The 22,672-nt window shown below is 73.9% G+C and carries 13 protein-coding genes; 4 read left to right on the forward strand and 9 right to left on the reverse strand.

Features of this window, described 5'->3' with window-relative positions; translation table 11 throughout:
- The first annotated feature begins 99 nt into the window (after positions 1-99).
- Positions 100-747: an SRPBCC family protein gene (locus ACFYVL_RS30970; RefSeq protein WP_389250705.1), complete on the forward strand. Its 648-nt coding sequence runs from the start codon at positions 100-102 to the stop codon at positions 745-747.
- Positions 748-751: 4 nt separating this feature from the next.
- Here the strand turns inward: ACFYVL_RS30970 and ACFYVL_RS30975 are convergent, their stop codons facing one another.
- The 4 genes from ACFYVL_RS30975 to ACFYVL_RS30990 form a co-directional block, all read right to left on the reverse strand.
- The gene (locus ACFYVL_RS30975; RefSeq protein WP_389250707.1) at positions 752-1,336 is read right to left on the reverse strand and encodes a hypothetical protein; all 585 of its coding nucleotides are present in this window, start codon (positions 1,334-1,336) and stop codon (positions 752-754) included.
- Entirely contained in the window at positions 1,333-2,583 is a 1,251-nt protein-coding gene (locus ACFYVL_RS30980) for a DUF6286 domain-containing Asp23/Gls24 family envelope stress response protein (RefSeq protein WP_389250709.1), read from the reverse strand. Before ACFYVL_RS30980 ends, ACFYVL_RS30975 begins: the two co-directional genes overlap by 4 nt.
- Entirely contained in the window at positions 2,580-2,783 is a 204-nt protein-coding gene (locus tag ACFYVL_RS30985; protein WP_389250711.1) for a hypothetical protein, read from the reverse strand. Before ACFYVL_RS30985 ends, ACFYVL_RS30980 begins: the two co-directional genes overlap by 4 nt.
- 182 nt (positions 2,784-2,965) lie before the next feature.
- Positions 2,966-3,478 carry an Asp23/Gls24 family envelope stress response protein gene (locus ACFYVL_RS30990; protein WP_389250713.1) on the reverse strand — a complete coding sequence of 171 codons (513 nt, stop codon included), beginning with the start codon at positions 3,476-3,478 and terminating at the stop codon, positions 2,966-2,968.
- 397 nt (positions 3,479-3,875) lie between these two features.
- Between ACFYVL_RS30990 and ACFYVL_RS30995 the strand changes: the two genes are divergently transcribed.
- From ACFYVL_RS30995 to ACFYVL_RS31005, 3 genes are all read left to right on the forward strand, one after another.
- Complete coding sequence (locus ACFYVL_RS30995; RefSeq protein WP_389251021.1) at positions 3,876-4,412, forward strand: RNA polymerase sigma factor; 537 nt, start codon at positions 3,876-3,878, stop codon at positions 4,410-4,412.
- Entirely contained in the window at positions 4,403-5,287 is an 885-nt protein-coding gene (locus tag ACFYVL_RS31000) for a hypothetical protein (protein ID WP_389250715.1), read from the forward strand. Before ACFYVL_RS30995 ends, ACFYVL_RS31000 begins: the two co-directional genes overlap by 10 nt.
- 224 nt (positions 5,288-5,511) lie before the next feature.
- Positions 5,512-5,778 carry an Asp23/Gls24 family envelope stress response protein gene (locus ACFYVL_RS31005; RefSeq protein WP_389250717.1) on the forward strand — a complete coding sequence of 89 codons (267 nt, stop codon included), beginning with the start codon at positions 5,512-5,514 and terminating at the stop codon, positions 5,776-5,778.
- 132 nt (positions 5,779-5,910) lie between these two features.
- Here ACFYVL_RS31005 and ACFYVL_RS31010 read toward each other — a convergent pair whose 3' ends face one another.
- The 5 genes from ACFYVL_RS31010 to ACFYVL_RS31030 all read right to left on the reverse strand — a co-directional run bounded on the left by ACFYVL_RS31010 (position 5,911) and on the right by ACFYVL_RS31030 (position 22,520).
- Complete coding sequence (locus tag ACFYVL_RS31010; RefSeq protein ID WP_389250719.1) at positions 5,911-6,522, reverse strand: helix-turn-helix domain-containing protein; 612 nt, start codon at positions 6,520-6,522, stop codon at positions 5,911-5,913.
- A 132-nt stretch (positions 6,523-6,654) separates the two neighbouring features.
- The gene (locus ACFYVL_RS31015; protein ID WP_389250720.1) at positions 6,655-7,821 is read right to left on the reverse strand and encodes a hypothetical protein; all 1,167 of its coding nucleotides are present in this window, start codon (positions 7,819-7,821) and stop codon (positions 6,655-6,657) included.
- A 141-nt stretch (positions 7,822-7,962) separates the two neighbouring features.
- Positions 7,963-8,643: a DUF4360 domain-containing protein gene (locus ACFYVL_RS31020; RefSeq protein ID WP_389250722.1), complete on the reverse strand. Its 681-nt coding sequence runs from the start codon at positions 8,641-8,643 to the stop codon at positions 7,963-7,965.
- Positions 8,644-8,805: 162 nt separating this feature from the next.
- Positions 8,806-18,486: an amino acid adenylation domain-containing protein gene (locus ACFYVL_RS31025; RefSeq protein WP_389250724.1), complete on the reverse strand. Its 9,681-nt coding sequence runs from the start codon at positions 18,484-18,486 to the stop codon at positions 8,806-8,808.
- Positions 18,483-22,520, reverse strand: a complete 4,038-nt coding sequence (locus ACFYVL_RS31030) for an amino acid adenylation domain-containing protein (protein ID WP_389250726.1) — start codon at positions 22,518-22,520, stop codon at positions 18,483-18,485. The genes ACFYVL_RS31025 and ACFYVL_RS31030 overlap by 4 nt, the downstream gene beginning before the upstream one ends.
- Positions 22,521-22,672 lie beyond the last annotated feature (152 nt).

The raw sequence follows: 22,672 nt of genomic DNA on the forward strand, positions 1-22,672 counted from the left end.
CGGCGCCCACGCGGCCACTACGAACCCAACCCACCTCAACAGTCCAGCGACTCACCCACGAGTCGTCTGGAACCGCCTACTCACGAATTAGGAACTCCCATGTCCCGCACGCGCACCACAGCCGTCGCCCTCTCGCTCGCCGTTGCCGCAGGCGCAGGGCTGCTCACCGCCCCCGCCGCCTCGGCAGCTCCGGCCGGGACCACCCCTCACCACACCCCGTCCACCTGCCGCGGTGAGGGCGTCGACCCCGACGCCCGGATCCGCTACGAGACCGACATCATGATCAAGGCGCCGCTCGCCACCGTCTTCAAGCTCCAGACCGACGTCGAGCGCTGGCCGTCCTGGCAGGCGGCGGTCGAGACCATGGAACGGCTCGACTCGGGCCGCCTGCGCAAGGGTTCGCAGTTCCGGTGGACCACCCCGGCGCCCCCGACCACCGGCACGCCCGCCACCACCATGGAGATCACCTCCACCGTCCGCCAACTGCAGCACGGCTCCTGCATCCTGTGGGCCGGGCCCGCCGTGGGGGAAGGGGCCCGGATCGACGAGGGCGTGCACCTGTGGACCTTCCGGAAGGTCAGGGGAGGAGTCCGGGTGCACACGGTGGAGACCTGGACCGGCGATCAGGTCGAGTCGCTGCCGAACGCCACCGAACTGCTCGGCGGCGGACTCGAAGCCTGGCTCCAGGACCTGAAGAAGACCGCGGAGGCCCGTGCGGCCGGGCACCGGGACGCGGCGCGAGACTGACGCCTCACCGGGTCCGCCGGGTGCGATGACCTCGTACGCGGAACCTGAGGTCGGCGTGCACGGCCGTGGGGGCGAGGGCCGCGCGCGCGTGGCGGAGCGGACCCTCCTCCACGGCCTGGAGCACCGCTCGCGGATCGGAGCGGTGCTCCAGGAACACCGTGATCCGGGCGAGCGGCACCTTGCCCGCGCGGTCCAGTACGACCCGCGCGCCTGACACCCCGGCCAACTCCGCCACCTGCGCGGTCATCGCGTCCGCGAGCGCGTCCGGCGCCAGCGAGAGCCGCGGCCCCGCCAGCGCGTACGGTGCCCTCCGGCGCACCCCCCGTACGGCGAGCATGAACAGCCAGCCGAGCGCGGCCAGCAGGACGACCGCCAGCCCGGCCATGACGGCGGGGGCCCACCAGCCGTGCGTCCCTGCCGCGCCCGCCTCCGCGCGCGGCAGCGGCCACCAGTCCGGCAGCCGCGCCGCGGCCGAGTCCGGTTGCCGCAGGGCCCGGTTGCCGAGGGTCAGCCAGGCGCCGCCTACCAGCGAAGCGGCGGCCAGGACCAGCAGCGCGCTGCGGGTGGTGGCGACACGACGTGCGGTCATCGGGCCGCCTCCTCGGTGTTCGGGGCGAAGTCCCGGCCCGTGCCCGTGCCCGTGTCCGGGGCGGAATCACCGTCCGGGCCGTTGTCGCGGCCGACGTGCTGGGGGTCCGCCCGCAGCCGCACACGCGGGCGCAGCGGCCGTGCCAGCCCCAGCGAATCGAGCACGTCGGCCATCGTCGCGGTCAACTCCTTTCGTACGGAGTCGAGTTCGCCGTATCCGGCGCGTGCGCGCACCTTCGCCCGCCGGCGGCCCACCCGCACCCGGACCGAGGTGACGCCCGGGACCGCGAGCGCCCCGTCCCGCAGCAGCAGCCCCACCGCCGTACGGTCCAGCACCGCACGGGTGTCCGCCGTGCGCACCGTCATCGGCAGCCGGTTCCGCAGTCCCGGCAACACGGCGGCGCCCAGCAGCCACAGCCCGCACCCCAGCGCCACTGCCCCCGCCACCAGCGCGGCGGGATCGGAGAGCGAGGCGGTCGCCACCCGGTGCAGCACATCCGGCCGCACCAGGACGGGCAGCACGGCATGCCCGGTGCGCCGCGCCACCGCCTCGGAGAGCAAGTACGCGGCCCCGGCCGCAGCGGCGAACGCCACGACGAGCGCGGGCAGCCGACGCGGCGACCAGGGGCGGCGCGCCCGCGCGGGGGTGAGGGCCTCGGTGGGCGGAAGGGGCGCCCCGCCACCGGGGTGGTTCTCACCCGCCACGGCCGCTTCTGCCGCAGACGTACCGGGGCTGCCGTCTGCAGGGCCGCCGCTCCTGACGGCTCCGAGCCTGGAGCCGGCACCGGGCCGCCGCGCACCGTTCAGCGCCGTCACCCGGACCTCGGGCGGCGGGACCGTCAGTCCGGTGAGTTCGGCGGTGCGCCGTGCCACATGCCGCTGGACGTGCGCTCCCGTAACGGCGAGGTCGGCGCCGTAGGGGAGGGAGACGCGGAGTTCGACGGCGGCGGTGCGGCCGGAGCGGCTGACCGCCGCCGCCGGGGGCGGGGAGCCGCCGGGCGGGAGTGCCTCCAGCGAGGACCGGGCGGCGATCCGGCGCACCACCCGGTCGGCGATCGTGGTCGCGCCGCGTTCGGCCGGAGCGACGGCGGTGGCCGCGCCGACGGGCCGGTCCCGGTCCCTGTCCGTGTACCGGTCCGTGTCTGCGGTGTCGGTCCGGCCCCCGTCCCGGTCGGTTCCGCCGGTGAGGGTCGCGTCCGGGGCACCGACCCCCTCCCGGCCGGAGGCCCGGGGGAGCGGCGTACTCATCGGGTCCTCCGGCCGGACCCGTTCGTCCGGTCCACCCGGTCCCACAGCCGCTGCCGCGCGTCCGGGTCCTCCAGCACGTGGCCGACCGCCCACCCCGCCGCACCGCAGAGCGCGACCACGAGGAACGCGCCGAAGCCGCCGAACCACCCGGCGAAACCCAGGGCCGTGCCCGCGAGCACCCCCACTTGTGACCTGTCCATGGACCTGCCTACTCCCCTTCTCCCTCACGGGTACTGCCTGTCGGACCTGCGGGCCGGGACATTCCGGCCGGGTAGGGGCCATCCGCAGCGGACCGGGGGACCGGCGGACCGGCCGACCAGCAGGCCGGCGGATCGGCGGATCGGCGGTCCCGGTCCGGCCGCAGCGGATCGGCCGGTAGGGGTCAGGCGACGCGCGCCTCGCCCTGCCCGTTGTCCTGGTCGTCCTCGGGGAGGTGCACGTCGTTGACGGTCACGTTGACCTCGACCACTTCGAGGCCGGTGGTCCGCTCGACCGCCGAGATGACGTTCTCGCGCACGTCCCGGGCGAGGTCCGCGATGGCCACGCCGTACTCCACCACCAGGTCCAGATCGATCGCCGTCTGCACTTCGCCGACCTCGACCTTGACCCCGCGGCCCACGCTCGGGCGGCCGACCGGAACCCGGTCGCGAACGGCGCCGATGGTGCGCGAGAGACCGCCGCCCATGTCGTACACCCCGGGGATCTCGCGGGCCGCGATGCCGGCGATCTTCACCACGACGAGGTCGGCGATGGCGGTCTTGCCACGGGTGCCCGCGGGCTCGTCCGAGCCGGTACGCCCGAGGCTCACGGCGGTGTGCTCCGGGTGCGGCACGCGGCCGACGGCCGACGCGTTGGTGGCGGTGGCCGAACCGGTGCCGGTCTGCTGAGAAGCCATGAGAAGTCTCCAGGAATAGCGCTGCTCTTGCTCGGTCACCTCGTTGGACTCCGTACCTGTCGATTCGTCACGCCCCGATTCCGAGAACTTTCTTCGGCTATTCGGACGGGCCCCGAAAACGGGCAGCGTGACGAAAGGGAGTGAGCCGTGTCGAAGAGAGGCACGGCGGTCGAAGAGACGCACGGCGAGGGAGAGGAGCCGGTAAGTGCCCGGAAACGGGGATGACGAGGGTGGCGGTGGCATGGCCGCCGGACACGCCCGGGGCGCCCGCGGCCCGCAGGACGGCAGACGCCCTCCCGAGGACGGCGGGCCCCTTGCCGAGTACGGCGGACGTCCCGAGGACGAACCGGTCGTCGAGGACGGGGCGGACGTCGAGGACGGCGGGGGCGCGACCGCGCTGCCCGACCGGCTGCTCGCCGTGCGTGCGGGCGAGGGCGACGAGAGTGCCTTCGAGGCGCTCGTGCGGCGGCACGGCCCCGACCTGCTGCGGCTGGCCACTCGGATGCTCGGCAGCGCGACCGAGGCGGAGGACGCCGTGCAGGAGGCGTTCGTGAGCGCGTGGCGGAGCCTGCCGGAGTTCCGTGGCGACGCGGCGTTCCGGACGTGGATGTACCGCATCGTCACCAACCGGTGTCTCAACCAGCTGAGGTCCCGGCGCCCCACCACCGATCTCGACGCCGTACCGGAGCAGGAGGCCCCCGGCCACGAGGGCTCTCCCGCCAGGGACGCCGAGGCGGGAGCCGGACTGCGGGAACTGTCGCGCGTACTGGACGGACTCTCCCCGGAACAGCGGGCGTGCTGGCTGCTGCGGGAGATGCACGGACTGTCGTACGAGGAGATCGCGGATACGGTCGGCAGCAGTCCGCAAGCGGTACGCGGCCGGATGTTCCGCGCACGCCGAGCTCTGACGGAGGCGATGGCGGCATGGCGATGAACGGACACACCGGACCGCCGGGGCACGGCGGCACCGGGGAGGACGGCACGTACGGACCCGGTGACGGGCGTACCCGGCCGGACGGGCAGAACGGACACGAAGAGTACGAGGAGTACGAGGGACACGGCCGGCCGGACGGGCGGGACGGACTCGATGCGCCGGGCGGACCGGACGTATCAGAGGGACCAGGTGGACCGGACGGACCAGAGGGACTGGACGAACCGGACGGATCCGACGGGGACGACCTGCTCCCGTGCGGGCGTTCGCTCTACGCGGTGTGGGAGGACCACGAGACCGGCGCGGACCCCGCGACGGACGCTGCCGGGGTGCCCGGCCACCCGCCCGCGGACTGCCCGCACTGCTCGGCTGCGCTCCAGGAGCTCCGGGCGCTGGACGACTTCGTCCAGCGGGCCCGCAGCGAGGAGCAGAGCGCTCCGCAGCCCGACGCGGCGGGAGTCGCCGCACGGGTGATGGACCTGGTCCGGCTGGAACTGCGCCCCGGAAGGACCCTGCCGCTCGGCGAACCCGACGAGGCCCACTGGATCGTGGAGGCCGCCGCGGCCAAGACCCTCAGGGCCGCCGCCGAAACAGTGCCGGGCGTACGTGCCGGAAGCTGCCGGGTCGCACCGGCGGCCGGCGCGAAGTCGGGTCCCCGAGGCCCCGTCCGGGTCACCATCGAGGTCGAGGCGGGCAGCGCAAGGGCCCTGCCCGCACTCGCCGACGCGGTACGTACGGCGGTGGCCGGAGCGGCCGACCGCGCGATCGGCATCCGGGTGGCGATGGTGGACGTCGCCGTCGTCGACATCTTCGACGAGGACGCGGACGAGGACGGCGGCGGACACGCATGGGAAACGACGACGAGGGAGGGCCGGTGATGACCGACGGCGGGTACGAAGAGGACGGGACGCGGCACGGGCGTCCGGGCACGACCGGCGGACCGGACGGACCGGCCGTCGGAGCTGATGCTCCGTCCACAGGGCAGGGCGGATCCGCCGGCGCCGGACGCACGGCGGCGGATCCGGCCCCCCGGGAAAGTGCGCGAGAGACGGGCGAACGCCTGGCACGGACCATCGCGGAAACGGCGTCGGGGGTGCCCGGTGTGGCGTTCCTGCGCCCCAGGCTGAGCGACCTGCTCCGGGGCTCGGCCACCGCTGCCCGCCTGCGCGGAAGCGCCGGTGACCGGCCCCCGGCGGGGGTTCGCGTCCGCCGGGAACCGGCCGCCGCCCGCTGGCGGGTGGAGGTGCAGCTCACCGTGCGGCACGGGCACCGGGCGGTGGACGTGGCCCGCGAGGTCCGTGCCGCCGGGGAGCGGGCGGTGGCCGGGGTACCGGTGGAGATCGAGGTGACGGTCGCGGGGATCGCGTAACCCGGCCGCACCGCCCCGGTCGCACAGCTACCGGCCGCCGGCGCCCCGGGGCCGCCCCGCCTTCGCCGCCCCGCCCCCGGGACCGCCCCGCCCTCGGCCGCATCAGCCCCGCCGGGGCCACCCCACCCTCGGCTACATCAGCGGGAAGGTGGTGTTCAGCAGGTGCAGTACCGCGCCCCAGACCCCGGCGGCGACCAGTACCTGCCGCATCCGGCGCAGCCGCGCCGGGGAGACCGGGTCGCTTCCGGGGCGTACCGGCAGCGGACGCACCGCCGAGGTGGGCAGGCACGTGCGGGGAGGCGTCCCGGCCGCGACCGCCGGTGCCCGCCGCACGGTGACGGCCCTGACCGCCCCGGCGACGCGGGTGGATCCGGCGGGCTCGGCAGGGCCGCCGGATTCGACCGGCCCACACGACTGTGCCTTGCGGCCCGTACTCAGACCCGTACCCGTACCCGTACCCGTACCCGTACGCGCCCGCTCCCCGGACGTCCGCCGGATGTCGGCCTCCGCCAGACCCGCCAGGAACCGGGCGTATCGCAGCCTGCGGCGGCCGGTGGGGGAGGTGCGGCCGGTCTCCCAGGACCGCACGGTGGCGACGGTGACCCCGAACGCGTCCGCCACCTGACGGCGCGTCAGCCCCCAGTTCTCGCGCAGGAGTTGTCTGGCGAGCGGCGGCGGCAGATCGGGAGTGGTGCGGCGGTCGCGGACGGAGGAGCTCTGCTGAGGGAGCGTCAGGATTGTCATGTGCGTACGACAATCATCATGTGCGCGGGTTACGGCCCCGGGCGATAAGTCACCCGGTCGTACGAACGAGGCCCGGGAGACGCCCCCGTACGACCGCCCCTGCCCCCTGCCTTCCCCCGCCCGGCCCCTGCGTCACTTCTCCTTCTTCGGCTCCTGGAACCGGCCGAACATCTTCGTGAACGCGCTCAACGGTGAGCCGTCGCCCTTGCCCTTCGCCGTCGCTCCCGGGGCCGCGCCCCCCGGCGCTCCGTCGCCGCCGTTGATCTCCGCCAGCGCGGCGTGCGCCGCCTCGGCCGCCTCCCGGTAGCGGTCGCGCGAGGTCGTCATGGCTTCCAGGGCCTCGGCGTACTTGGTGACCATGATCCGGGCGTGGGCCAGTTCCTCGTCCGGTGTGAGCAGGTGCCAGCCCTGCCGCAGCCGGGTCAGGGTCTGCTCGGCCTCCTCCGGCATCGACTGCGGCAGCGCGGCGAACTCCTTGATGCTGTCGAGGAGTTCGGTCGGCGTCGAGCCGTCCAGGAAGACATTGCGGACCGTGAAACGATCCGCCTCCGCGTCCGCGCCGCGCGCCGCCGTCGGCAGGACCACGGCGCCGCCGCGCGGCAGCCGCACACCCAGTTCGCGCTTCATCGCGAAGTCGGCGATCTGTGCCTGCTCCGGCGTGGCCCGGTGCTCGACCACCTGGTGGCGCAGGCTGGGCGGCAGGTGCACCGAGACCGGCTGCTGCCCCAGCGCGTCCGGAGTCATCGCCTCGTGCACCACGACGTGCACGTACCAGCTCTGCCGGGTGCACTCCCGCAGCCGCCGCCGGAGCTCGTCGTCGTCCTTCGGCAGCTGGTTCGCCACCCGCAGCCGCACGCCCGGCACCGCGTCGTGGTCCCACTCGATCCGCTCGCTGTCGGGCCAGAACATCAGGGCGGGCGAGGGCCAGTACATGTCCCAGGCGTCCTCCGCCTCGGCGGCGAGCACCCAGCGGACGCCTCCGCCCTCCTTGCGCCTGCCCTCCTGGTCGTACGTCGTCAGCTGCGCGCGCACCGTCACGTCACCGCCCACGCGCCAGCGCGCCTCGAAGACCCGCCGGGCCGCGGGGCCGGGGTCCGCGGACTCGTCGCGCGGGTGCAGCGCGGTGGAGCGGGCGGCCTCGACGGGCTCCAGTTCCAGGAAGTCGTCGAGAACGCCGGCGGCCTTGAGGGCGATCAGGTTGCGCCGGACGTCCTGCTCGGGCTCGGGCCCGAGGTGGCGGCCGTGGGCGAGCCACGCGGTGTCGGGGACGGGGGTCGAGGAGCTGTTGTTTTTCGCCATGGAGTCGTTCTGTGAGGGGGCGGGGGCCCGACCAGTATGCGCGGTGCGGCCGCTGAGGGAAGCAGCACCCCGCCCCCGGCTTCGCGTACGTGCCCGGCGGTCAGCCTGTCGGGCAGTGCGTCGAACGAACGACCCGGCGGCTCAGCGCACCGGGCACTTCTTCCAGGCGAAGTGGTACTTGGTGTTGAAGTTGCCGTCCGTCGAGTCCATGGTCATGAAGCTGTTCGTCCTGACCGTGTCCGACGAGCCCTCGTCCACCAGCACCTCGGTGTTGATGTTGAAGTTGCGCTGGGTGCCGCACGGCGCGAAGACGAGCGCCTCGATCGCCGTGGTGTCGGTGGCCTGCCAGTCGCCCTGGTACGGACCGCGCAACTGGTGGGCGCGCCGCTGCGTACCCGACATCCCCTGGAAGTAGTAGCTCGCCTTCTGGGTGGCGGACGCGCCCTTCTCCAGGCTGGCGAAGCCCCGGTAGTCGGCCGTGACGACCGCGTAGGTGTACCCGTGCGGAACGTTGATGCGCAGCCCGAGCTGGCAGTTCTTGCGGAAGTCGACCGGCTTGGCACCCTTGCCGACCTGCGCCAGGTACTCGCTGTACGTCACGGTGAACGCGGTGTTGTCGGGCGAGACGGCCACGGCGGCACTGCCGGGCCGGCAGCCCGAACCGTTGATCTGCGCGAGATTGATCGTGACCCGGTCCGGCGGAACGGGGGAGAGGGCCGCCTCGGAGCCCGTCGGCGGCTCCGGGGGAACGGAGGGCGCCGAGGGGAGGGTGGCGGCGGCCGCGAGTGCGGCTGCCGCGCCGATGAGTGCCGCCTTGAGCATGGAGGTTCCTTCGGGTCCGGGGCGCGGGAGAGCCTCCCCCGCGACTGGTGCCCGAATTCAAACACGGTGTCACTATTTGTGCGCTTTGAGTGAAGATGGGTGGGTGGTGTGGGGATCCGGTGCGGAGGGGCGGGGGGTTTGCGTCCCCTCCGCACGGCCCGTTCAGCGGGCCGGGGTCCCGTCGGTGCGCAGCACCGCCGCCCGCACGCTCTCGGCGACCGCGTCCGTGTGCGGCGGACGGACGATGCCGTAGTGCGTGGTGTCGAGCACCCGGGACTCCTCGATCAGTGGCAACTCGGCCTTCCACAAAGCCAGTTGCTCGTCGGGCGAACCGTAGACCGGGAATCCGGCCACCGGCTCGCTCGCCAGCCACAGGTAGGACGACGTCCCGGCCAGCCGGGGCAGTTCGTGCCCGGTCATGGCCGCGAGGTTGTCCCGGCAGCAGCGCGCGAGACGCTCCGCGTACGCCTGCACCCCCTGGCTCTGCCCCGCGCCGCTCCGGCCGGGCCGGTCCTGTCCGCCGCCGTGCGCCAGTTCCTGCGCGAAGACCTTCTCGACGCCCTCCTCGTCGTAGGCGAGCAGCTGTGGTGCCGCGTCCGGCGGCGGCGGGTCCAGCAGGTGGAGCCCCTCGGCGGGACGGCCGGCCGCCTCGGCCTCGGCGGCCATGGCGTGGGCCACCCAGGCCCCGAAGGACCATCCGGTCAGCTGCCACCGCCACGTTTCGTGCGGGTACCGCGCCTGGAGAGCGGCGTGATACCCGCGGGCCCGCTCGGCCAGTGACGGGGCAACGGCTTCCGAGGGCTGCCCGGCAGCCTGGCCCCGCAGGGCGGGGTCGGCGATAAGACAGACGGTGAGCCCGGGATCGAGCGCCGACACCAGGCTCCGGTACGCCTGGATGTCGCCGCCCACCGGATGCACCAGACACACCACGTCCCGCCCCGTGCCCTCCTGCCACACCTCCAGTACGACGGGGGGAGCGGACGGTGCGCACGCGTCCTCGGGAGCGGCCGGGGAGCCGTCGGCGGGCGGCGCCGCCTGGCCGAGCAGTATCAGCAGCTCGTTGACGCTCACACGGTGGCTGAGCTGGGAGAGGTCGATCTCGACGGCGTAGTGCTGCTCGGCCTTGGTGATGAGGTCGATCATGGTGAGCGAGTCGGCGCCGTAGTCGTACAGGCTGACCTCGGGGTCGAGTTCCTCCTCGGTCAGCCCCAGCCACTGGCAGAGCCAGCCCGAGAGCACCGCCCCCGGATCGGGTGCGGCCTCGGACGCGGACGCAGCCGAGGGGTGCGGTACGGTGCCGGACTGCGCGACGGGCAGCGGCCCCGCGTAGAAGTCGGGGGCCCGCCCGATGTCCGTCGTCGACACCATCAGATGCGGCAGCTGGAGCCGCAGCGCCCGCGCGAAGAGCCGTCGGCCCTCGGCCGCCGTCAGGCCGACCGCGAGATGGGCCTGATGGCGGGCGTCCGTGTGCAGGGCGCGCTCCGCCATGCCTCCCTCGCGCCAGATGTCCCAGCCGATGGTGAGCCGCGCCGTGCCGTCGTCGTCACCGGAGCCGTACCGGGCGAATCCGTCGAGCAGGCCGTTCGCCGCGGCGTAGTCGAACTGGCCGATGCCGCCGAACTGCGCGGCCATCGACGAGCAGTACACCGCGAAGGCGGGCCGGTGCCGCGCCACGAGCTGCTCCACCAGGAGTGCGCCGTGCAGCTTGGCGGCCGTCGTCGCAGCCATGGCGGCGGCATCGCGCCTGACCAGCAGCCCGCCGCCCGCGACGCCCGCCGCGTGCACCACCCCGTCGACTCTGGGGGCACACCGCTCGATCAGGGCCAGTACCGCTTCGGGCGCGGCCACGGCGAGGTCCGCTTCGACCAAGTCCACCCGGTCGGCAACGGCCGCCAGTTCCGCCGGCAGCACGGGGTGGCGGGACACCAGGACAACCCGGCAGTCGGACGCGCCCAGCAGCTGGGCGGCGAGCGCACGGCCGATGCCGCCGGTGCCGCCGAGGACCACATACGTCGCCGGAGCGCCGGGCAGCCCGCTCGACGCGAGGGGGAGCGTCGCGGACAGCGCCGCCGGGCCCGGGTCGGGCACGGGCAGCAGCGCCTGACGCCACCAGTGGCCCTGCCGGAGCGCGAGCCTGCGGTCCGGGGCGGGCAGGCCGTCCCCGGTCTCCGCCGGGGCCGAGTGCGCCGCCGCGGAGCGCGTCCCCGCCGTCACCCTCCCGGCGAGCAGTCCCGCCACCGCACCCGCCCAGCGCGCCAGCCGGCCGTCCGGCAGGTCGAGCCACCGGCCGTCCACGGCGCACTCCTGCGCCGCGACCTCGGCCGCGCCCGCGAGCAGCCCCGCCTCGGGCCGCAGCACGGGGCCCTCGACCGGCTGGGCGCCGTACGACAACCACCAGGGCCGCAGCCGTACGGAGCCGGAGAGTTCGGCCACCGCGCGCAGGAGTGCGGCCGGTGTGTCCAGGCAGGCCCACCTGGCCTGGGCGAGCGCGGCCTCGTCGACCGGTCCCCCGGCCGCGAGCGGCAGTGCGTGCAGCCAGTCCACGGTCCCGGGCCCCGCACCGTCCGTGCCCGCCGCGGGCAGCAGCGCGCCGAGGAGCCGGCGCACCGAACCCGAATCGGCCGGATCCACCTCGTACAGGTCCGCGCCGAGCTGGGCGAACTCCTCGGCGGCGACAGCCACGACGACCCTGTCGTACACCGCCTCGAAGGGCGCCAGCGCACCGGACGGCAGCGGCCCGGCGACCATCGCCACCAGCAGCTTGCCCTTGCGCGGCACGTCCGGGGCGGCGGCGCGGCCCGCCCGCACCCAGTGCGGCTGGTACAGCCACCGGGACTCCGCGACCCGCTCCGGCCAGGCACCCGCGACCGGGGCGGGCGTGGGGAGCGCACGCTCGAAGTCGTACTCCGCCAGGGCGAAGGCGGGCGGCGGGAAGTCCCAGGGGGCCTGCGCCGACCCCGGATCCCGCTGCTCCCCGGCCTCCGGCGCGCTCGCCTCGTGCGGCTGGGTGGCGCCCTCCGCCACCGTACGCAGCCAGGCCACCGCCGAGGCGGCGTCCGCGCAGTCCGCGGCGACCAGCCAGCGGCGGGCCGGGCGCCCGTCCCGCAGGTGGTGCAGCACCTGCGCGTACGTCTCCGGCCGGTCACGGAGGTAGCCGCCGATACGGGCGGCGTCCTCGCGCAGCGCCTGCGGGCTGCTGCTGGAGAGCACCAGACGAGCCGAGGAAACCAGCCCGCCGGAGCGCACCTGGTCACGGGAGGGAGCCGACCCGTGAGCGCGCGCCCGGTCAAGGGATTCCGGGGCGGCCGGGTACAGAACCCCGCCCCCACCGTCCCCTGTGTTCTCCGCCGCCTCCAGCACCACATGGGCGTTGGTCCCGCCGATGCCGAAACTGCTCACGGCGGCCACCCTCGGCCCGCCCGACGGCCAGGGCACGGCCTCGGTCGGTATGTAGAACGGGGCCGCGTCCGCGCCGATCTGCGGATTGAGCGCCCGGAAGTCCACCTGCGGCGGAATCACCCCGTGGTGCACCGCCAGGGCGGCCCGTACGAGACCGACCACGCCCGCCGCCGCGCCCAGGTGCCCGATCTGGCTCTTCACGGACGCCAGCGCGCACCGGCCGCTCCCGGACAGGTCGAAGGCCTGGCGCAGCGCGCCGACCTCGACGGGGTCACCGAGCGGGGTGCCCGTGCCGTGCGCCTCCACATAGCCCAGGTCCGCACTGGTGCGTCCGCTGCGGCGCAGCGCGGCACGGATCACCTCGCGCTGGCCCGGCAGCGACGGTGCGCTGTAACTGAGCTTGCCGGCACCGTCGTTGTTGAGGGCCGAGCCGGTGAGCACCGCGTACACCGTGTCCCCGTCGCGCCGTGCCAGCCGCAGCGGCTTGAGCACGACCACGCCCACTCCGCTGGCGCCGATGGTTCCGGACGCGTCGTCGCTGAACCCCCGGCAGTGTCCGTCCTCGGAGAAGATGTGCCCGGTGCGGTGCGCGTAGCCGTCCGTCAGCAACGTGTCGACGAGCACCCCGCCCGCCAGCATGACGTCCGCATCCCCCTGCCGCAGCAGCCCCGCCGCGACGTGCACCGCCACCAGGGAGCTGGCGCAGGCGGCCTGCACGGTGAAGGCCGGCCCCGAGAGGTCGAGGTGGTAGGCGACCTTGGTGGTGAGGAAGTCCTTGTCGTGGTGCAGTGCCATCTGGAAGCCGTCGGGGAGCCGCTCGGGGTCCCCTTCGCGCAGCAGGGACTGGAAGTAGGTGTTCTCGCCGCAGCCCGCCACGAGGCCGATCCGGCGGTCCTCCGCCCGGCCCGCGTGCGGAGCTATTCCCGCGTGGGCCAGGGCCTGGACGCAGCTCATCAGCAGATGGCGCTGCTGCGGGTCCATCAGCCGGGCCTCCTGCCGGCTGATGCCGAAGTGCTCCGGGTCGAACGAGAGCAGCCCCGACATCTGGCTGCGTGCCCCGACCAGCCCCTCCGCGGCCTCGAAGTGCTCCACGCCCCGGGCACCGGTGCGCACCAGCTCCCAGAAGGCACCCAGGTCGTCGGCGCCGGGCACCCGCACGGCCATCCCGACGACGGCGATCGGCTCGGCCGTGGACGCTTCGCAGGCGGGGTCACGCTGGACTGACGGTTCGTCAAGCACCCTTGCGGAAATGCCCTGCTGACCGTCCAGATGGGCCGCGAGGCGACGTACCGTGACGTGCTCGAAGAGGTCCGGGATCGAGAAGTCCAGGTCCGGTTCCGCCGTGCAGCGCAGATGGAAGCGCATCAGTCCGAGGCTGGTCGCGCCCGCGTCGAAGAATCGCTGGTCGGGGCCGACCGGGAGCCCCAGAACCTCCTCGAACAGTTCGGCCAGCCGCGCCCCGCGCGGGGACAGCGCGGGCGGCACGTCCCGCGCGGGGCGCCCGGCGTCCTCCGTGCCCCCGGCCCCTATCTCCTCGCCCGGTGCGCCGAGCGCCGCCCGCCGGTCCAGCTTGCCGCTGGGGGTCAGCGGCAACTGTGCCAGAGCGCGGAACCGGTCCACCCGCGCGTACGGGGGAAGCAGCGGCGCGAGGTGCCGGACCAGCTCCGCGTGGCCGGGCACCGGTGCGTCGCCGCGCACCTGAAGACAGGCGACCAGCCCCGCGCCGCCGTGCCCCCGTACCGGATCCGGTACGACCACCGCGTTGACGACGCGCGGGTGCTGGAGCAGCGCGGCCTCGATCTGCCCCAGTTCGAGACGGTGTCCGCTCAGTTTGATCTGCTGGTCGTCGCGGCCCCGGTAGTGCAGCAGCCCGTCGAGGTCGAAGTGCGCCAGGTCGCCGCTGCGGTAGAAGGTGCCCGCGCCCGGCAGTTCGACGAAGCGCGCCTCGTTGAGGCCGGAGCCCTCCGCGTAGCAGGGGGCGGCCATCGTGCCACCGATGAGCAGGTGACCCGGACGGCCGGGCGGCAACGGCTGGTCGGCCTCGTCCACCACACGCAGCCAGGCACCGGCCACCGGCCGGCCGATGGCCGGGCGCTCGGGCCAGTCCGCCGGGTCGCCCGCCAGGCACAGGGCGCTGACCACATGGGTCTCGGTCGGCCCGTAGTGGTTGAAGAGACGCGCCCCCGGCATACCGGCGAACCACCGCTTGATCGCGTCCGTGCACAGCAACTGCTCGCCCGCCGTGACCACTTCGCGCAGCCGCGAGGGGAAGCGGCCCAGCCGCACGCCGTGCTCGGCGAGCAGTTGCAGCGCCACGTACGGCAGGAAGAGCCGTTGGGCACCGGCCGATTCCAGCTGGTCGAGCAGGGCCGGAGCGTCCTGCCGCCACTGCGGGCGCACCAGGTGCAGCCGCCCGCCGCCGCACAGTGTGCCGAAGATCTCCTGGAAGGACACGTCGAAGGACAGCATCGAGAACTGCTGGGTGACGGCCGGACCGGCCAGACCTCCCGACTCCTGCTGCCAGCGCACCAGGTTGCACAGGGTGCTGTCGGGCACCCGCACCCCCTTGGGCACACCCGTGGAGCCCGAGGTGAAGAGCGTGTACAGCGGCCTGACACCGGCATGCGGTTCCGGCGCGGGAAGCAGCTGAGGGCTCGGTGCCGGACGGGACGCGAGGACGACCGGCCGGCGCGGCAGTGAGTCCGGCGCGACACCCGCCAGCGCATCCGCGCCAACGTTGTCACCCGTCTCGTCGCCGTCCGCTCCCGGCGGCACCAGCACGCACAGCGGCCGGACCTCGTCGAGGATCTGCCGCAGCAGCGCGGGCGGGTAGGACGGGTCGAGCGGTACGGCGGTCACATTGAGCCGCGCCAGCGCGAGGAGCGCCACCACGTGCTCTGCCGACGGCGGCAGATGGAGCGCCACACAGCGCGGACTCCCGTCGTCCGGGACCGGCAGGGGATGCGCCTCGATCAGCTGATCGGCCAGTCCGGCCGCAAGGTGGTCGAGCTGGACGTACGTGAGGGTGAGGTCGTCCGTGACCAGGGCGGGCGCGTCGGGGGAGCGGCGCACCTGACGGGCGAAGCCGTCGGCGACGGTGGCGAAGGCCGCGGGCAGCGGGGCCGCGCGTCCCGGCTCGGGCAGCTGTCGCCGGTACGGGGCGACCAGTTCGGCGAGCGTACCTCCGCCCTGGTCCGCGGCCGGGGCCCCGGACAGACCCGTCAGGCGGTCCAGGCCCGCGGCGAACAGCTCGGTCATCGCGGACACCTCGGCGGTGTCGAAGTACCGGGCGTCGTACTCCCACAGGCAGTCGAGGCCGGGGCCCGCCGCGCCGTCCCCGTCCGGCGGCGAGGCGTCCTGCGGGCCGCCCTGCGCGATCACGGACAGGGTCAGCGGGCACTTCGCGGCGGCCGGTTCCAGCCAGTGCGGACGCACCTGGCAGCCCGGCAGCGCCAGCGCGCCGAAGTCCGTGTTCTCCAGGACGAAGAGGAAGTCGAACGGAGTGCTCCCGTCGCTGCCGCCACGGTCGGCGGAGACGTCCGCCAGCGCGTCGGCCAGCGCCACGTCCTGACAGTCGAGCACGGCCTGTGCCCGCGCGCCGATCTCGCCCAGCTGCGAGCGCAGCGACGCGTGGGCGAGCGGTTCGACGGGCAGCAGCACGGTGTTGGCGAACATGCCGACCCCGGACACGAACTCCCGTACCGGCCGGTTGGCCACCGGCCCCGCGACCCGGAGCCCGGTGCGGCCGGTGACCCCGTACAGGCTCCAGGCGTACACGCCCAGCAGAACCTGGAAGCGGGTGAGGCCCAGCTCGGCACAGAGCCGGTCCAGAGCGGCCCGGCGGCCCGCGTCGAGGCGGGTGTGCAGCAGCCGGCCCGCGGGACCCGGTATCCCGGCCGCCGAGCGGACCGGTTCCAGGGGGCCCGGGGTGCTCAGCGCGGTGGCGTCGCGCTCCGCCCACTCGCCGTACAGCGCCCGCAGCTCGGTGCGCCGGGTGTCGTAGGCGTCCTGCCCGAACCACTCGGTCTGCCAGGCGGCGAAGTCGAGCGGAGTGGGCGCCCCTGCCGGCGCTTCGCCGCGCTTCGCCGGCCGTTCCGCGTCCAGGGCCGCCGTGTACGCGGCGGACAGCTCGCCGAACAGCACGTTGAGCGACCAGCCGTCGACCGCGATGTGGTGGAGGCACAGCAGCAACTCGCCGCCGTCCACGCCCGCGTCCCCGGCTCCGGGCACCCAGCTCGCCCGGAGGAGTTCGGGGCGCGACAGGTCGAACGGCTCGGTGAAGAGCGGTGCGGCGGCACTGTCCGCGCCCGCCGGTGCGGGCCGCCCGCCCGGTGCGTGCCACGGATCGTACGGCTCGCCCACCACCTGCCGCAGACCCTCCGGCGTGGCCTCGAACGATGTGCGCAGCGCCGGATGCCGCACGACCAGGGACCGCAGGGCGTGCCGCAGCGCGGGCACGTCGAGCGCTCCCGTCACACGGAAGGAGAGCGGTACGTGGTAGGCGAGGGAGCCCGGGTCCTGCTGCTGGAGCAGCCACAGCCGCTCCTGCTCGGCGGTTGCGGGACCGGAGCGCGCACCCGCGGAGACGGCGGGCACCGGCGGATAGGGACTGCCGCCCCGCGCATGGTCTTCCGCCGGGCCCTGCGCACGGCTCGCCTCCACCGCGGCACCCAGTTCCGCGAGGTCCGCCCGCAGCACCAGGCCCTGGGACAGCTCGACGCCCCACAGCCGCCGCACCTCGAAGCGCAGCCGCAGCGCCTTCAGGGAGTCGCCGCCCACCGCGATCCACCGGTCGGAGCCGCGCAGCCCTTCCACACCCGTGACCGACGACGCCAGCGCGAGCAGCTCGCGCTGGGTGTCGGAGAGGGCCGCGTCCTCGCGCTCGGGGCCGTCCGCGTCCGTGCGCCGCCAGGGCGTGCCCGCCCGGCGCAGCAGCGCGTCCTTGTCGACCTTTCCGTTGGCGTTCAGCGGCAGCTCGTCCACCAGATAGGTGCGGTGCGGGCGCATGTACGTCGGCAGGCCGTCGGCCAGGTGGCGGGCGAACTCGTCGTACGACAGGGACGAGCCCAGCACCAGGTGGGCCAGCAGCTCGTTGACGCCGTGCTCGTCGCGGCGGGTGCACACGTAGGCCTGGCGCACCGCCGGGTGCGCGACGACGCGCCGCTCCAGCTCGCCCGGCTCGATGCGGAACCCGCGCACCTTGACCTGCCGGTCGGCGCGCTCCACGTAGCTGTAGCGGCCCTCGGCGTCCCGGCGCACCAGGTCGCCGGTGCGGTAGTGGCGGTGGGTGCCGCCGTCGTACCAGGGCAGGGTCACGAAGCGGCGTTCGGTCTCCTCGGGGAGGTTGCGGTAGCCGGCCGCCAACGCGTCGCCCGCAAGGTGCAGTTCGGCCGTCTCGCCGACCTCCGCCTCACGGGTGCCGTCGACCACCGCCAGCGCGGCGGTGCCGGGCAGCGGGCGGCCGATCGGCACGACCTCGCCGGTGAAGTCCCGGGGAATGGGGTGGCACAGCGCGAAGGTGGTGGCCTCGGTCGGACCGTAGACGTTGTGCAGCTGGGTGGTGCTCGCGCCGTTGTGCGCGTACCAGCGGCGGATCAGCCGGGCGTTGAGCTGCTCGCCGCCCACCAGCACCTGTCCGATGCCGCCGAAGCAGTGCGGCACCTTGTCGACCACCGCGTTGAACAGCGCCACCGTGATGAACAGGACGTCCACGCGCAGCCGTTCGAGTTCGGCCGCCAGGGCGTCGGGCGTCTGTACCGTCTCGTCGCCGAGGATCACGCAGCAGCCGCCGGTCAGGAGCGGAACCCACACCTCGAAACTGAGCGCGTCGAACGCCGGGTTGGACATGCAGGAGTACCGGGCGCCCTCCGTCACGGGAAGGTACCCGGGCCGGGCGAGCCGCAGGATCCCGGCGTCCAGCACCTCGACGCCCTTGGGGCGGCCGGTGCTGCCGGAGGTGTAGAAGAGGAAGGAGGGCGAGGCCGTGCCTGCGGTGCGCCCTTGGTGGTGTCCCCGCGTACCGTCGTGGGCGAGCAGCGACTCCACGGCCAAAGGCAGCACTCCCCTCGGGAGTTCAGTGGCGACCGAGGCGTTCCGTGCGTCGTGCACCACTGCCGTGCTCGACGAGTCGGCGAGGATGTGCGCCCGTCGCTCGGGCGGGCTCTGGGCGTCCAGCGGCACGACCACCGCGCCCAGCCGCAGTGCGCCGAGCATCGCGCAGACCAGTTGCCAGGAGCGCGGCAGGCACAGGGCGACCGCCTGACCCGGGCGGATACCGTGTGCGTGCAGTGCCTCGGCGACGTTCGCGGCGGCGGCGTCCAGGTCCGCGTAGCTCAGCCGGTGCGTGCCGTCCACGACAGCGGGCGCATCCGGATGGCGCCGGGCCCGGTCGAGCACGGCCGCCGCGAGGCCCGGAGAGGCTCCGGGGAAGGTGATGTCGCTCATGCCCGCACCGCCGTCCCGGCCACGGCGTCCGCACCCGCCGGCGAAGCCGTCTCGATGCCCAGTTCCGCCTTGATGCGCGCCGCGACGCGCGGCAGCTCCGCCGACTCCAGCATGTCCCAGTGCCCGCAGGACACCGGCTCGACCGTGTACGAACCCCCGTCCGTCCGCCGCCCCCAGAACTCGCGCACCTGCCGCAGTTCCTCCTCCGTCGCGCCCTCGGTCGCCTGCATCAGTACGGTCCTTGCTGTCGTCGGGGAGGCGACGTGGTCGACGGTGGTCATCCGGTTGTGGTTGTAGAGGTGGAAGTACTGCTCGATCTGCTGGTCGTCGATGCCCGGGTACATGCCGTTGAACCTGATCAGCTTCTCCCGGAACTCGCCCATCTCGGCGGGCACGACCTCCGCCCGCGCCTGCGGGTCGTCCGTGCCGGGGGTGTCGAGGAGCACCACGCTCAGACCCTCGCGTCCCGCGTCGGCGAGCCTGCGGCCCATCTCGTGCGCGACCAGCCCGCCGTAGGAGTGTCCGGTGAGGACCAGCGGCCCCGGCGAGGCGAGCAGCGGCTCGACGAGCGCGAGGTACGCCTCCGCCATGGCGTCCACCGTCGGCAGGAAGGACTCGCCAGGGTTGACCCCGGGGGACTGGATGCCGTGGACGCCCACCGAGTCGGGCAGCGCCCTGGCCAGCGTGAGATAGCAGAACGCGGTGCCGCCCGCCGGGTGCACACAGACCACCCGGGCATGTCCGTCGCCCGCCCGGAACGACAGGAGGTTGCTCGGCGGCGCCCCGTCCGCACCCCTGCGCAGCCGACCGCCCAGCTCCTCGATGGTCGGGTGCAGCAGCAGGTCGCGGATCGGCAGCGACCGGCCGAACTCCTCGCGCACCGCGTGGGCCAGCTTGATGGCCGAGATGGAGGTGCCGCCGATGTCGAAGAAGCTGTCCCGGATGCCTATGTCGGGGTGCAGCAGCAGCCGCTGCCATATCTGATACAGCGTCAGCTCAATGTGGTCGCGCGGACTGGCCTGATTGACCTGGGTCGGGCGGGCGGCCCGGGAGAGGTCCAGCACGGAGGTCCGGTCGAGCTTGCCGTTCGCGGTCTGCGGCAGCCGGGGCAGCTCGACGAAGAACGCCGGGATCATGTGGCTCGGCAGCCGCCGCGCGAGTGCGGCCCGCCACTGGGCCGCCGACCTCGGGGCGGTGCCCGGCGCGGCCCCGCCCGTGGCGATCGCCGCGACCAGGTACGGCTCGCCGCTCGCGTCGTGGTCGGTGAGCACCGCGGCCTCGGCCACACCGGGCTCGTCGGCCAGCGCAGCCTCGATCTCGCCCAGCTCAACCCGGAACCCGCGCAGCTTGATCTGGTGGTCGCCCCGCCCGACGTACATCAGGTCGCCCCCGGACAGCCGCCGCACCAGGTCCCCGCTGCGGTACATGCGCTCACCGGGCACGAACGGGTCGGGGAGGAACCGCTCGGCGGTGAGCCCGGGGCTGTTCAGATAGCCGCGGGCCAGTCCTGCACCGGCGATGTACAGCTCACCCGTCACACCGATCGCCACCGGCTCGTGCCGCTCGTCCAGCACGTACGTACGCGTATTGGCCACCGGTCCGCCGATCGGGGCCTGCCGGGCGAGCGGCCCCGGCCCGAGGTAGCCGGTGCAGTACAGGGCGGTCTCGGTCGGCCCGTACCCGTTGAGGACACGCAGCCCCGGCAGGGCCTGCTCCATCCGGTACAGACTCTCCTCGGGCAGCGGCTGCAGCCCGGTGCGCACGCACCGCAGCGCCAGTCCCCGCAGCCGCTCCCCGGGAGCCTCGCAGATCCACTTGACGAACGCGGGCGGCAGCAGCACGTCCACGACCCGGTGCTCAGCCAGCCACCCCATCAGCGCCTCCGGATCGTCCCGCACGTCCTGCGGTACGAGATGGAGCACGCCGCCGGTGGTGAGCGGCAGCAGGAACTCCTGCACCGAGGCGTCGAAGGAGAACGAGGGCCACATCGCCGAGGGCAGCCCGGGTGTCGCGCCGAACTCCGCCAGCCAGTAGTCCAGGAGGTTGAGGATGCCCCGGTGGGTGGCGGCCACCCCCTTCGGCCGGCCGGTCGAACCGGAGGTGTAGATCACGTACGCCAGGTCCTGGGGGCGGGACGCGGTGCCGGGAAGGTCCGCGGCGACCGGGGTCCCGGAGCCGCCCGCCCCGCCGCCGGCCGCGCTCTCGGCCTCCAGGGCCGCCAGCGACAGCCGGCCCTCCTGCGGCTCGGCCTCGTTGGTCAGCACCAGCACCGCACCAGAGTCCGCCACCATGCCCGCCAGCCGCTCGGCGGGCAGTGCGGGGTCCATCGGCAGATAGGCGCCGCCCGCCTTGAGCACGCCGAGGATCCCGACAACGGTGTCGAGGGACAGGACGGTGTGCAGTCCCACCACGCGGTCGGTGGTCACACCCCGGGAGACCAGGGCCCGCGCCAGCCGGTCGGCGCGCAGGTCGAGAGCCGCGTAGTCGAGCCGCTCGCCCCGGTGCACCACCGCGGTCTGCTCGGGACGCTCGCGGACCTGGGCCTCGAAGCGCGCGACCAGCCCGGTGGGGTCGTTGGGCAGAGCGGTGTCGTTGAAGTCGACCAGCACCTGCCGCCGCTCCTCCGCGTCCAGCAGCGACAGTTCCGCGGCGGGCCGGCCGGGGGAGGCGGCCATCTCGGCAAGCACCTGGCGCAGATGCCGTACGTACCGTGCCGCGGTCGTTGCGTCGAACAGTGCCACGGCGAAGTCCAGCGTGCCCGTGAGGCACCCCCGCACCTCACCCAGCGACAGCGCGAGGTCGAACTTGGCCGGTGCGTAAGCGATCTGACGAGGCGTGGCCTCGATTCCCCGAAGTGCCCACCCGTCGGCCGCGTCCTCCTCCCGCCAGTCGAAGAGGACCTGGAACAGCGGAGTGCGCGCCAGGCTCCGGGGCGGCTTGACCAGGTCGACGACCTGCTCGAAGGGCAGCGCCGCGTGCTCCGCCGCGGCCCGTGCCACCCCGTCGACCCTCTCGACCACCTCGGCCACCGTCGGCCGCCCGGTGAGATCGATCCGCAGGGCGAGCGTGTTGACGAAGGAGCCGATCAGTTCCTCCCACTCGGCGCGCCCGCGAGAGGCCGTGGGCGTGCCGATCACCAGGTCGTCCTGCCCGGAGTGCCGTGAGAGCACCAGCGACCATCCGGCCAGTACGGCCGTGGAGAGGGAGCAGTTGTGCCGACCTGCGAACTCCCTCAGTGCGGCGGTCAGTTCTTCGCCGAGGTGCACGGGAACCCGGTCGCCGCGATAGACCTGTTCGGCCGGACGGGGCCGGTCGGTCGGCAGTTCCAGCAGTTCGGGCGCGTCCGCCAGGGCCTTCTGCCAGTAGGCGCGCTGGACCTCGGCCGTTCCCTCGGCGCCCTCGGTGAGCCAACGAAGCTGCTCGGCGGCACAGTCGGCGTACTGCCCGGTCGGCGCGGCCGGAGCCTGTGAAGCGCCGTCCACCGCAACGCCCGCATCCACGAAGGCCGCGTACAGCGACCCGACTTCGCGCTTCAGAACGCGCATCGACCGCTCGTCGGCAGCTATGTGATGCACAGTCAGCAGCAGTACGTGACGATCCTCGGCCAGGGCGACCAGGCAGCCCCGCACCGGCAGCTCCGCCGTCAGGTCGAACGGAGCATGCGCCATCTCCGCCGTGAGCGCGCGGAGTTGTTCCTCCGCGTCCGGGAGTCCGGTCAGGTCCCGCAGCGGCAGGGCGAAGCCCGTGTCCGGCCCGGCGACCTCCCTGCGGGGTGCGCCGGCCACATCCGCAAACCGGGTGCGCAGCACCTCGTGCCGGGCGAGGAGAGCGTCCAGCGCACGGGACAGCGCCGAGCGGTCCAGGCCGCCGCGCAACTCCACCGCCACGGGGAGGTGGTAGGCCTCCCCGGCACCCGGGATCCGGGTCAGGAACCACAGCCGCTGCTGCGCCGGGGACAGTGCCTCCGCGGGTCTTCCGCCCGGGTCCTGCCGGAACTCGGTGGTGGAATGGCGGGACTTCGGATTCGCGGGCAAGGCCAACTCTTCCACTCGGTGGTAGCTGCCGTCGGCCGTACGAATGCGAAGCCAGAGCCACACCGTCGACCGGTCCGGCCTTGACCCGGATCATTGAACAACGCTTCCGATCCTGTCAATAGTCGCCCTTTCGTCGCTGAACGAGAGCCAAA

The sequence above is a fragment of the Streptomyces sp. NPDC004111 genome, assembly GCF_042874215.1.
GTDB lineage: Bacteria > Actinomycetota > Actinomycetes > Streptomycetales > Streptomycetaceae > Streptomyces.